Annotated in this window: 5 protein-coding genes; 2 read left to right on the top strand and 3 right to left on the bottom strand. The window is 73.7% G+C overall.

Annotation, left to right across the window (positions count from 1 at the left end; genetic code table 11):
* Nucleotides 1-65 precede the first annotated feature (65 nt).
* Entirely contained in the window at nt 66-302 is a 237-nt protein-coding gene (locus LADH09A_RS10930) for a DUF5988 family protein (protein WP_238644766.1), read from the top strand.
* 274 nt (nt 303-576) lie between these two features.
* Nucleotides 577-1,281, top strand: coding sequence for a 4'-phosphopantetheinyl transferase family protein (locus tag LADH09A_RS10925; RefSeq protein ID WP_238644765.1), 705 nt, complete (start codon nt 577-579; stop codon nt 1,279-1,281).
* A gap of 82 nt (nt 1,282-1,363) precedes the next feature.
* Here the strand turns inward: LADH09A_RS10925 and scpA are convergent, their stop codons facing one another.
* From scpA to LADH09A_RS10910, 3 genes are all read right to left on the bottom strand, one after another.
* Nucleotides 1,364-3,415 carry a methylmalonyl-CoA mutase gene (gene scpA / locus LADH09A_RS10920; RefSeq protein WP_443677156.1) on the bottom strand — a complete coding sequence of 684 codons (2,052 nt, stop codon included), beginning with the start codon at nt 3,413-3,415 and terminating at the stop codon, nt 1,364-1,366.
* A gap of 71 nt (nt 3,416-3,486) precedes the next feature.
* Nucleotides 3,487-5,256 (bottom strand): methylmalonyl-CoA mutase subunit beta, encoded by a 1,770-nt coding sequence (locus LADH09A_RS10915; RefSeq protein ID WP_238644763.1) that lies wholly within the window; start codon nt 5,254-5,256, stop codon nt 3,487-3,489.
* Nucleotides 5,257-5,284: 28 nt separating this feature from the next.
* The coding region (locus tag LADH09A_RS10910; protein WP_443677155.1) for a type I polyketide synthase at nt 5,285-13,181 on the bottom strand (7,897 nt) is incomplete at its 5' end.

Raw genomic sequence — 13,181 nt, 5'->3', positions numbered from 1 at the left:
GCGCCGGAGACGCCCTCATGCTGAATTCGGAGCGACGAGGCTCCGCGGCAGAGAGGACCGATCCGATGCCTCAGTACCTGACGCTCGACCCGCCGGCCCTGGCACCGTCCGAGCCCGTCCTGGTCTTCCTCCAGGGCGGACCGGCCGACATCCCGCGCACGATGGTGGCCAGCGTCGAGCAGCTGGTCTACGGGAAGATCAAAGTTCCCTACCTGGCCGGTTACGAGCACTTCGAGCGCCACTTCGGCGACGGCTCCCCGCTGTTGTTCACGTGGACCGCCCGGACCAAGATCGCGGAATGACCCGGGCCGGATCGCGGGTCGCACCCTGGGCACCGGCCCGAGGCCGCGGCCCGCGATCGAACGCCCACCGACCTCCCGGGCCCCTAGCCGGGAAGGGCACTCCCTTAGCTGCGCGGGCGCGGCCCGTGAAAGCCGCAGCGTCCGTTCCCTACGGCTACCAGCGTCGATACTGTTGAAGCGTGACCAATGCCAGCCGTGCCCGTGCACTGCCGCCCGAGGGCGTCAGGTCGGCCACCGCTGACTCCGGAACCGTTTCTCCGGCGCGGAGGAAGCCATGATCGAGTCCATCCTTCCCGGCGCCGTGACGGCCGTCGACACCTTCGTGGACCCGCCCGGCGCCGACCTCTTCCCCGAGGAGGAGGCCGTCGTCCGCAAGGCCGTGGACAAACGCCGCCGCGAGTTCACCACCGCCCGCTGGTGCGCACGTCAGGCGATGCGCCAGATCGGGATCGCTCCCGCGCCGGTCCTGCCCGGCACCCGCGGTGAGCCCCAGTGGCCCTTCGGGATGGTCGGCAGCATCACCCACTGCGCCGGCTACCGCGCCGCCGTCCTCGCCGAGCAGGAGAAGGTCACCACCGTCGGCATCGACGCCGAGCCCAACGATGCTCTCGCCAACGGCGTGCTCGAAGCCGTCTCCCTGGCCGAGGAACGGGACCGCATCGCCGTCCTGCGTCGCGACCACCCCGGTGTCGCCTGGGACCGGATGCTGTTCAGCGCGAAGGAATCGGTCTACAAGGCCTGGTTCCCGCTGACCGCACGGTGGCTCGACTTCGAGGACGCGAACATCGTCATCGACCCGCTGAACGGCACCTTCAACGCCACGCTGCTGGTGACCGGGCCGTGGGTGCACGGGCGACGCCTGAGCGGCTTCAGCGGCCGCTGGCTCGTCCAGCAGGGCCTCATCGTCACCGCCATCACCGTCCTCGCGCCGGTGGTCCCGAAGACCCGGCCCACCGGCCGCCTCGCCGCGCACCGCTGAGCCCCCGCACACAGCACGATGGCCGCCCCCCGAATGGGAGGCGGCCACCGTGTCGTCCAGGGTCAGCCCGCGACCGCCGTACTCATCGCAGGAGCCGTTCCAACAGGTCCACCGCGGCCTCGGCGAGGACCGTGCCGGGCGGGAACACCGCCGAGGCGCCGGCGCGGCGCAGCGCGGCGATGTCACCGGGCGGCACCACCCCACCGACCACGATCATGATGTCCGCGCGGCCCAGGGCGGTCAGCGCCTCACGCAGCGCGGGCACCAGGGTGAGGTGGCCGGCGGCGAGCGAGTTGACGCCGACGACGTGGACGTCCGCGTCGGCCGCCTGCCGGGCGACCTCGTCCGGGGTCTGGAACAGCGGACCCACCTCGACGTCGAACCCCAGGTCGGCGAACGCCGTGGCGACCACCTTCTGACCGCGGTCGTGACCGTCCTGGCCCATCTTGGCGACCAGGATGCGGGGACGGGCCCCGCGTCGGTCGGCGAACGCGTCGGCGGCGGCGCGGGCCCGTGCGACCCCCGGGTCGGTGCCCGCCTCGTCGCGGTACACCCCCCTGGTCGTCCGGATCTGCGCGACGTGCCGGCCGAACGCCGTCTCCAGGGCCGCGGAGATCTCCCCGACGGTGGCGTGCGCCCGGGCGGCGGTGACGGCCAGGTCGAGCAGGTTGGCCGCCGGGTCGGTGGCGCCCCGGGTGAGCGCGGCCAGAGCCGCGTCGCAGGCCGCCTGGTCGCGTTCGGCCCGCAGCCGGCGCAGCTTGGCGACCTGCTCGGCGCGTACCGCCGTGTTGTCCACCTTGCGTACCTCGATCGGGTCCTCGACCACCGGTCGGTGCCGGTTCACACCGATCACCGGCTGCCGGCCGGAGTCGATCCGCGCCTGGGTACGCGCCGCGGCCTCCTCGATCCGCAACTTGGGCAGCCCCTGCTCGATGGCGCGGGCCATGCCGCCGGCCTGCTCGACCTCCCGGATGTGGCCCCACGCGCGCTGGGCCAGGTCGTGGGTGAGCCGCTCCAGGTAGGCGCTGCCGCCCCACGGGTCGATCACCTGCGTGGTGCCCGACTCCTGCTGGAGCAGCAGTTGGGTGTTGCGGGCGATCCGGGCGGAGAAGTCGGTCGGCAGCGCCAACGCCTCGTCCAGCGCGTTCGTGTGCAGCGACTGCGTGTGGCCCTGGGTCGCCGCCATCGCCTCGACGCAGGTGCGCACCACGTTGTTGTACGGGTCCTGCGCGGTCAACGACCAGCCGGACGTCTGGCAGTGGGTGCGCAGCGACAGCGACTTCGGGTCGGTCGCGCCGGCGTCGCGCAGCAGCCGTGCCCACAGCAGGCGGCCGGCCCGCAGCTTCGCCACCTCCATGAAGAAGTGCATACCGACCGCCCAGAAGAACGACAGCCGGGGCGCGAACGCGTCGACGTCGAGCCCGGCGGTCTTGCCGGCACGCACGTACTCGGCGCCGTCCGCCAGGGTGTACGCCAACTCCAGGTCGGCGGTCGCCCCGGCCTCGTGCATGTGGTAGCCGGAGATCGAGATCGAGTTGAACCGCGGCATCCGCTGCGAGATGTAGGCGAAGATGTCCGCCACGATCCGCATCGACGGGTCCGGCGGATAGATGTACGTGTTGCGGACCATGAACTCCTTGAGGATGTCGTTCTGGATGGTGCCCGCCAGTTGCTCGGGCGTGACCCCCTGCTCCTCGGCGGCGACGATGTAGAGGGCGAGGATCGGCAGCACCGCGCCGTTCATGGTCATCGACACGCTGATCCGGTCGAGCGGGATGCCGGCGAACAGCTCCCGCATGTCGAGGATCGAGTCGATCGCCACGCCGGCCATGCCCACGTCACCGGCCACCCGGGGGTGGTCGGAGTCGTACCCACGGTGGGTGGCCAGGTCGAACGCGACCGACAGGCCCTTCTGCCCGCCGGCCAGGTTGCGCCGGTAGAAGGCGTTGGACTCCTGCGCGGTGGAGAAGCCCGCGTACTGGCGGACCGTCCACGGGCGGGTCGCGTACATGGTCGGGTAGGGGCCACGGACGAACGGGGCGATGCCCGGCAACGAGTCGAGGAAGTCCACACCGGCCAGGTCGTCGGCGGTGTAGAACCGTTTGACGCCGATGCCCTCCGGGGTCTGCCACACGTCGGTCGGCAGCGGGGCGTCGCCGCTGGGCGCGGGTGGGGTGCCGAGCTCGACGTCGGCGTACGAGGGGATCATCGGGGGACTCCGAGGTCGTCGAGGGTGGTCTCCAGCACGCGGGCGGCGTCGCACCCGGCGTACAGGTGGTCGTCGACGCCCGCCTGGCCGCCCGACCGTCCGGCCAGCCAGATCTTCGTGGCGCCGGTCTGTCGGAGCGCGGCCGCGACCGGCGCGGCCTGCTCGGCGTAGACGCGGTCGGACGAGCAGACGCACACCACGGCACCGGGCGGGACCGGCTCGCCGGCGGCGGTCGTCACGGTACGGATGCCGCCGGCGGCGAACAGGTTCGCGGCGAAGGTGACCCGAGCGCTGTGCTCGGACACCCGTCCGATCGTGACCAGGTGCACCACCGGCGTCGTCTCCGCACCGTCGGCCCGTCGACGCAGCTCCTCGAAACGCTCCGCGTAACGGTGGCGGGGCAGACCGCCCACCGGGGCGGGTGGCGCGGCATGGCGGGCCGGGACCTGCTCGTCCAGATCGGGGAACTCGCTGACCCCGGTGATGGCGTCCTGGCGGCGGGCCACCCGCGTCGCCCGGCGCTCCCAGGTGGCGGCCAGCCGGTCGGCGACCAGCCCGCTGCGCAGCGCCGTCCCGATGCCGCCCGCCCGTTCGATCGTGGTGAACCAGTCCCACGCCGCCCGGGCCAGCTCGTCGGTACGCGACTCGACGTACCAGGACCCGCCGGCCGGATCGGTGACCCGGTGCAGGTGCGCCTCGTCCAGCAGGATCAGCTGGGTGTTGCGCGCGATCCGTTGGGCCGTCTCGTCGGGCCGGCCCAGCGCCACGTCGAACGGCTGCACGGTGATCGCCCCGGCGCCGCCGACGCCCGCGCCGAAGCAGGCGAGCGTGGTCCGCAGCAGGTTGCTCCACGGGTCCCGGGCGGTCATCATCGCGCCCGAGGTCACGGCGTGCTGCCGCTGCGCCGACGGCCGGTGCGCGCCGGCCACCTCGGTGACCCGGTGCCAGAGTCGGCGGGCCGCCCGGAGCTTGGCGATCGTGGCGAACTGGTCGGCGGTCGCGGCGTACCGGAACTCGAGTTGGCCGAGCGACCTGGTGAGCGGAATGCCCCGGTCGCTCATCGCCCGCAGGTACGCGACACCGGTGGCCAGCGCGCAGCCCAACTCCTCGGCGTCACTGCCGCCCGCGTCGTGATACATGGTCACGTCGACGGTCAGCGCCCGCAGCTCGGGGTGCGCCGTCACCGACTGGGCCGCCAGATCCGCGGCAACACCGAGTTCCGGCTCGACGCCGGTCGCCGCGAACGCGCCGTACGGGTCGGCGCCGAGGTTTCCCCGCAGGACGCGAGGCGCGATGTTCTGCCGCGCGGCCACGTCCAGCAGGGCGGCGGTGGCCTTGTCGGTCTCGGTGCCGGCGTCGAGCACGATGCCGGTGCGCTCCAGCGGGATTCCGGTGAGCAGCTCGCCCAACTGCTCGGGGGCGGCCGCCCGCAGCCACAGCGAGGTCGCCCCGCCGTGCAGGTCGGCACGGGCAGCCGCAGCGGTGCGTACCGGGTCGGGGTCGGTGTGCACGGTCCGCACGTCCCACCGGCCGCCGACACCGCCGCCCCGGGTGAACGGCGCCTGTCCGGGCAGCCCGTCCGGCACCGGGGTGTCGCGCGAGGTGTAGAGCGGCGCCAGTGGGAATCCGTCGTACGTGGTGGTGGCCAGCAGGTCCGCGGCGTCACCCGCGGTGGTGTTCTCGTCCGCTCTTCCGGATCTGCGCAGCACGCCGAGGGTGAGCCGCTGCCAGTCCTCGATGGCGGGCACCGGGAAGTCGCGTGTCATGAGTGTGTTCCTCCTTGTCCCGGCGCGTTCAGGCGCGGCCGAGCTCACTGCGGATGAAGGCGAACAGTTCCTCGTCGCTGGCTTCTTCGATCGGTGGTGCCTCCTCGGTGACCGGCTCGACGACGTCGTTGAGGCGGTTGATGAAGGCCTGGAGTCGCAGGACCGTCCGGCTGCGGGTGGTGCTGTCCGGTGTGGACACCGCGAGGCCCGCTTCGAGACGGTCCAGTTCGGCGAAGAGCCCACCGGTCAGGTCCAGGTCGTCGCCGATGACGGTGTGCCGGATGTGCCCGGCGAGGGCCAGCGCGGTGGGGTGGTCGAACGCGGCCGTGGGCGGCAGGTTGAGGCCGGTGACCCGGCCGAGCCGGTTGCGCAGCTCGACCGCGGTGAGCGAGTCGAAGCCGAGTTCGGTGAAGGCCCGGGTGGGCGGGACGGCGTCCAGGGTGCCGTGCCCCAGGACGGCGGCGACGGTGCCGCGTACCAGGTCGAGGGCCGCCCGATCCTGTTCCGGTTCGGTCAGGGCGCGCCACTGGTCACGTAGCGCGGCGGTGGCTCCGGCGTCCCCGGCCGGGGCCTGCTCCTCCGCCGAGACGGGCACCTCGGGCAGGTCGGTGAGCAGCCGGCTGGGTCGGGTGCCGGTGAAGGCGAGCGCGAACCGGGGCCAGTCGACGTCGGCGAGGACGACGTGGCCGGCCGTGGCTGCCGCGGCCGCCATCGCGTCGAGGGCGACGGCCGGTGCGAGGGCGGTCAGGCCGCGACGGCGCAGGCGTTCGTCGCTCCCGGTCCACGGTCCCCAGGCGATCGCGGTGCCGCCGGCCCGGTGGGCGAGCGCCTCCAGGGTGGTGGCGGCCACGGCCGCGGCGGCCTGGAGACCGCCGCCCCAGGTGCCGACGACCGAGGTGAAGACGACGAACGCGTCCAGGTCCTCGTGGATCAGGTCGGTCAGGTGCCGGGCCCGACGTACCGCCGGGGTGTCCCAGGCCTCGGCGTCGGTGTCGGTCAGGGGCGCGGGTGCGGGCTCGGAGCGGTCGGCGAGAACGACAGCCGTCGGCGCGACCCCGGCGGCCCGGACGCGGGTCAGCAGGTCGGCCAGGTCGTCCCGGTCGTCTCCGGCGCAGGTCTCCAGGATGACGACGCCGTCGTCCACCTCCGGGATGCTCTCGGTGACGATCACCCGGTCGGCGCCCTCGGCCGCCGCCCAGCGGGCGATCTCGCCGCTGGTGTCACCGACGACCAGGACCGTGCCGCGCGGACGCCAGCGACCGACGGGCGCGGGAGCGTGCCGCAGTCGCCGGGCGAGAACCCGGTCGCCGCGAACGGCGAGCTGGTCCTCGCCGCTGCCGAGCGCGGCGGCGAGGTGGCCGCCGGTCCAGTCGACGGGAACGTCCAGGAGACCACCCCAGCGGTGCGGCAGTTCCAGGGCGGCGACCCGGCCCAGGCCCCACACCGCCGCGGCGGACGGGTCGACCGGGTCACCGGGGTCGGCGGCGACGGCCGCGGTGGTCACCATCCAGAGCGGCGCGTCGACAGCGGCGTCGGCGTACGCCTGGACGAGGGCGAGCGCCGCCTCGGGGGTGCCGGCGGACGCGACGGCCCCGGCGATCGGGCCCCCGGTGGCGGCCAGGCGGAGCTGGTCGGCCACGGCGGCCCTGTCCAGGCCGAGGACCGGGACGCCGCGCACCTCGGCACCGGACGCGGTGAGGGCCTCGTTGGCGGCAGTCGGGTACGCATCGTCGCCGAGCACCAGCCACGTCCCGCTGACCGTCGTGGCGGTCGGGGTGGTCGAGGTCCACGCCTCCTCGTAGCGCCAGGAGTCGCGGGCTCGGGTGGCCCGCCGTTCCTGACGCCAGGCGGTCAGGGCGGGCAGCAGGTCGGTGCCGTCTCCGGTGATACCCAGTGGGCTCAGGTCGCCGTCCTCGACGGCCTGCCAGAACTCGACGTCCAGCGGGTCGACGGTGACCCGCTCGACCGGGGACGGCCAGAAGCGGACACGCTGGAAGGGGTAGGTGGGCAGGTCGACACGCCGACCGCCGGGCCGGCACCGGTCCCAGTCGACGGCCACCCCGCGGACGAAGGCACCGGCCAGAGCTGTCAGGAAGGTGGTCGGCTGGTCCCGGTCGGCGCGCTGCACCGGCACGAAGACGGCACCGGTCACGCAGTCCGCGCCCATGGCCGACAGGACCCCGTCCGGGCCGATCTCCAGGAACGTGGCGACACCGAGGCTCTCCAGGGTGGCGATGCCGTCGGCGAAGCGCACCGCCTCCCGGACGTGCCGCACCCAGTACGCGGCGTCCTGCGACTCGGCGATCTGCCCGGTCACGTTGGAGACCACCGGAATCCGCGGAGACGCGTAGGTCAACGTCTGCGCGACCTGCGCGAACTCCGCCAGCATCGGCTCCATCAGCACCGAGTGGAACGCGTGGCTCACCGTGAGCCGCTTGGACTTCTCGAACCGCGCGGCGACGGCCGCCACCTCGTCCGCCACACCGGACAGCACCACCGAGCGCGGACCGTTGACCGCCGCGACCGACACCCCGTCGACCAGCAGCGGCAGCACCTCGGCCTCCGTGGCCCGCACCGCCACCATGACCCCACCGGTCGGCAGCGCCTGCATCAACCGACCCCGGGCCGCGACCAACGCAGCCGCGTCGGGCAGGGACAGCACCCCCGCGACGTGGGCGGCAGCGATCTCACCGATCGAGTGCCCGACCAGGAAATCCGGGGTGACGCCGAACGACTCGACGAGGCGGAACAGCGCGACCTCGACGGCGAACAGCGCGCTCTGCGTGTAGACGGTCTGGTCCAGCTCACCGCCGTCGGCGATCACCGCCCGCAGTGGACGGTCGAGATGACGATCCAGCTCGGCGCAGGCGGCGTCGAACGCCTCGGCGAACACCGGGTACGCGGCCGTCAGCTCCAGACCCATGCCCCGTCGCTGCGACCCCTGCCCGGAGAAGACGAAGGCCGTCCGCCCCCGCACCGCCGATCCGGTGACCAGCGCAGGGTGGTCGCCGCCGCCGGCCAGGGTGTCGAGCGCCGCGACCAGGGCCTCGGTGTCGGCGCCGACCACCACCGCCCGCTCCTCCAGGACACTGCGGGTGGTGGCGAGGGAGTGGATCAGGTCCTTCGGATCAGCGCCCGCCGAGAGCCGCTGCCGCAGTCGCGCACCCTGCTCCCGCAGCGCGGGCTCGGTACGCGCCGACAGCGGCAGCGCCATCACCGACGCCTGCTGCGGCTCGGGCTCGGCGCCCACCGACGGCTGCGGTGCCGGCGGCTCCTCCAGCACGGCGTGCGCGTTCGTGCCGCTGAACCCGAACGACGAGATCGCCGCCCGACGCGGCCGGTCGCCGGTCCGCGCCCACGGCTGCTCCTCGGTGAGCAGGGCCACCGCCCCCGCGGTCCAGTCCACGTGAGGGCTGGGCTGGTCGGCGTGCAGCGTTCGCGGCAGGGTCTCGTGCCGCATCGCCTCGACCATCTTGATGATGCCGGCGACACCGGCCGCCGCCTGGGTGTGACCGATGTTCGACTTCACCGATCCCAGCCACAGCGGCTGGTCGGCGGGCCGACCCTGCCCGTACGTCGCCAGCAGCGCCTGCGCCTCGATCGGGTCGCCCAGTTTCGTGCCGGTCCCGTGGGCCTCCACCACGTCGACGTCGGCGGCCGACACACCCGCGTTGGCCAGTGCCGCCCGGATCACCCGTTGCTGCGACGGCCCGTTCGGGGCGGTCAGCCCGTTCGACGCGCCGTCCTGGTTGACCGCGCTGCCCCGGACCACCGCGAGCACCGGGTGACCGTTGGCGACGGCGTCGCTGAGCCGTTCCAGCAGGAGCATGCCGACGCCCTCGCCCCAGATCGTCCCGTCCGCGCCGGCGGAGAAGGCCCGGCACCGGGCCGTGGCGGACAGGCCCCGCTGGCGGCTGAACTCGATGAACGCGCCCGGGGTGGACATCACGGTGACACCGCCGGCCAGGGCGAGGTCGCACTCGCCCTGCCGCAGGGCCTGGCTGGCCCAGTGCAGGGCGACCAGCGACGACGAGCAGGCGGTGTCCACAGTGACCGCGGGGCCCTCCAGCCCGAAGGTGTAGGAGATCCGCCCGGAGACGACGCTCGCGGCGTTGCCGGTGCTGACGTAGCCCTCGGCGGCCTCCTGCTCACCGCTGAGCAGCGGACCGTAGTCGAGGTTGTTGGTGCCGACGAAGACCCCGGTCTGGCTTCCGCGCAGGCCGTCGGTCGGCACACCGCCGCGCTCGAACGCCTCCCACGCCGTCTCCAGCAGCAGGCGCTGTTGCGGGTCCATGGCCAGCGCCTCCCGGGGCGAGATGCCGAAGAACCCGGCGTCGAACTCGGTGGCCCCGGCCAGGAAGCCGCCCTCGCGTACGTAGGTGGTGCCGACGGCGTCCGGGTCCGGGTCGTAGAGGGCGTCCAGGTCCCAACCCCGGTCGGTGGGGAAGGCGCCGATGGCGTCGCCGCCGTCGGCCAGCAACCGCCACAGGTCCTCGGGTGAGCCGATGCCGCCGGGGAAGCGGCAGGACATCGCGACGATCGCGATCGGCTCGTCGGTGCGGCCCGCGACGGCGACGGTCGGCGTCGGGTCGGTCGCCCCGGCGACCTCGTTCTCGAGGTACGCGGCGAGCGCCTCCGGCGTCGGGTGGTCGAAGACCAGTGTGGTGGGCAGCCGCAGCCCGGTGGTGGCTCCGAGCCGGTTGCGCAGCTCGACGCCGGTCAGCGAGTCGAAGCCGATCTCGGTGAACGAACGGCCGGGGTCCACCGCGTGCGCCGACGGCAGCCGGAGCACCTCCGCGACGTGCGTCCGGACGGTCTCCAGCACCGCGTGCGCGCGCTCGGTCCCAGCAAGGTCCAGCAGCTCGGCCCGCCAGCCGTCGTCCGTCTCGGGTTCCGGCGCGGTGGTGAGGGCGTGCACCTCCGGAACGCCGTCGAGCAGCGGGCTCGGACGGGCGGCGGTGAACGCCGGTGCGAACGTCGCCCAGTCGACGTCGGCGACGACGACGCTCGTACGGTGGTCGCCGACCGCGGAGCGCAGCCCGCGCAGGGCCCGTTCGGGAGCCATCGGGCGCAGGCCGCGTCGGCGCAGTTGCTCGTCCACGGCGCTGTCGGCGGCCATGCCGCCGTCCGCCCACGGGCCCCAGCCGATCGAGGTCGCGGTGAGCCCTCGGGAGCGGCGCTGGTCGGCGATCGCGTCCAGGGCCGCGTTGGCGGCCGCGTAGGCGGCCTGGTCGCCGCTGCCCCAGACGCCAGCGATGGACGAGAACAGCACGAAGGCGTCCAGCGGTGTGTCGCGGAACAGCTCGTCCAGGTGCGTCGCGCCGAGCACCTTGGCGGCCATGACGTCGGCGATGGCGTCGGCGGTCAGGTCCGCAAGCGGGGCGTGGGTGGCGACGCCGGCGGTGTGCAGCACCGCGGTGACGGTGTCACCGGCCGCGGTCAGATCTGCGATGACCGCGCCGAGGGCGTCGCGGTCGGCCAGGTCGACGGCGCTGATCGTGACTCGCGCCCCGGCGGCGGCCAGTTCGTCGCGCAGGTCGAGGGCACCGGGTGCCGCCTCTCCCCGGCGGCTGAGCAGGACCAGGTGGTCGGCGCCGTGGCCGGCGGCCCACCGGGCGGCGTGTGCGCCCAGTGCGCCGGTGCCGCCGGTGATCAGGACAGTGCCGCGCGGCTGCCAGGGCCGACCCGTGCCGGCCGACGGGACGAGTCGCCGGCCGAGCAGCCCGGCGCGGACGGCGATCTGGTCCTCGCCCCCGGCGCCGGTCAGCGCGGCGGCCAGCAACCGTCCGTCGACCGGGCCGCTGGGCAGGTCGACGACGCCGCCCCAACCGTTGCGGAGTTCCAGGGCGGCGACCCGGCCGAGGCCCCAGACGGCCGCGGCGGGCGGGTTGGGCGCGGGGTCGTTCGGGCCGGCGGCCACGGCGCCACCGGTGATCAGCCAGAGCGGGATGTCGGTGCCCAGGGACTGGTGGGTCTGTACGGCCTGCAGAGCCTGCGCGGGGTCGTCCACCACGGCGGCCACGCCGGTGACGTCCCGCATCGTGGCCTCGTCCGGGGTGCCGCGTCGCAGGTCCAGGTCGGCGGCGGCCAGGGCGGCCGAGACGCGGGTGTCACCGGCCGGTTCGACGATCAGCCAGGTCCCGGCGGGTGCGGCGGCCGACGGCAGGGGAGCCCAGTCGATGCCGTAGCGCCCGAGCGGCCCGGCGGCGTGGTCCCGTCGCCAGGAGGCCAGGGCCGGCAGCAGTGGGGTGAGGGCGGCGCTGTCGTCCAGTTTCAGGGTCTGGGTGAGGGCGTCGAGGTCCGCACGTTCGACGGCGTCCCAGAAGGCGGCGTCGGTGGGGTTCGTCGCCCGGGAGCCGGGCCTCGGCCAGTAGCGCTGGTGCTGGAAGGCGTAGGTGGGCAGGTCGATGAGGCGTCCGCCGGTCAGGCACGGCGTCCAGTCGACCGCGACGCCGCGCACGAAGACCTGGGCGAGGGCGGTGAGCAGCGTGGTCGGCTGGTCGCGGTCAGAGCGTTGCACGGGTACGAACACCGCGTCCGCGACGCAGTCGGCACCCATCGCGGAGAGCACCCCGTCGGGGCCGATCTCCACGAACGTGCTGACGCCCGCGGCTTCCAGGGTGGCGATGCCGTCGGCGAAGCGCACGGCCTCCCGCACGTGCCGCACCCAGTAACCGGCGTCCTGCGTCTCGGCGACCTGCCCACTCACGTTGGACACAATCGGGATCCGCGGTTCGGCGTAGGTCAACGTCTGCGCGACCTGCGCGAACTCGGCCAGCATCGGCTCCATCAGCACCGAGTGGAACGCGTGGCTGACCCGCAGTCGCTTGGACTTCTTGAAGTGGGCGGCGACGGCCGTGACCTCGCCTTTCATGCCGGACAGCACCACCGAGCGGGGGCCGTTGACCGCTGCGACGGACACGCCGTCGGTCAGCAGCGGCAGCACCTCCGCTTCCATGGCCGGTACCGCCACCATGACCCCACCGGTCGGCAACGCCTGCATCAGGCGGCCTCGGGCCGCGACCAGCTTCGCCGCGTCGGGCAGGGACAGCACCCCGGAAACGTGCGCGGCGGCGATCTCACCGATCGAGTGTCCGACCAGGTAGTCCGGCATGACACCGAACGACTCGACCAGCCGGAACAGGGCCACCTCGACCGCGAACAACGCCGTCTGCGTGTAGACCGTCTGGTCCAGGTCGTCGCCGTCGGCGATCACCTCGCGCAACGGGCGGTCCAGGTGGAGGTCCAGCTCCGCGCACGCCGCGTCGAACGCCTCGGCGAACACCGGGAACGACGACGCCAACCCCAGACCCATGCCCGGCCGCTGCGACCCCTGACCGGAGAACACGAACGCCGTCTTCCCGCGTACCACCGACCCGGTGACCGGACCCGGCTCACCAGCGGCCAACGCCGCCAGCTCCTCCGGACCGAACACCACCGCCCGGTGCGCGTGCAACGACCGCGCCGACACCAGCGAGAACCCGACATCCACCCGGTCCGCCTCGACCGGGACCAGCCGGGCTGCCTGCCCACGCAACGCCTCCGGCGACCGCGCCGACAACACCCACGGCACCAGCTCGCCGACCGGGGGCCTCTCCTGGGCCGGTACCGCCGCCGAGGGGGGTTCCTCCAGGATGACGTGGGCGTTGGTGCCGGAGATCCCGAACGACGACACCCCGGCCCGACGCGGACGCCCACCAACCGACCACGGCCGGGCCTCGGTCAACAGCTGAACCGCACCCGCCGACCAGTCCACCTGCGACGTCGGCGCATCCACATGCAACGTACGCGGCAACACCTGATGCCGCATCGCCTCAACCATCTTGATGATCCCAGCAACACCAGCACCCCCACCCGCGTCCCCCATCTTCGCCTTCACCCCCCCCCACCACCACCCCCCACCATCCCCACCACCCCCACCCAAC

This window comes from Micromonospora cabrerizensis, assembly GCF_022230955.1.
Classification (GTDB): domain Bacteria; phylum Actinomycetota; class Actinomycetes; order Mycobacteriales; family Micromonosporaceae; genus Micromonospora; species Micromonospora cabrerizensis.
This window is presented reverse-complemented; position numbering and strand designations above follow the sequence as displayed.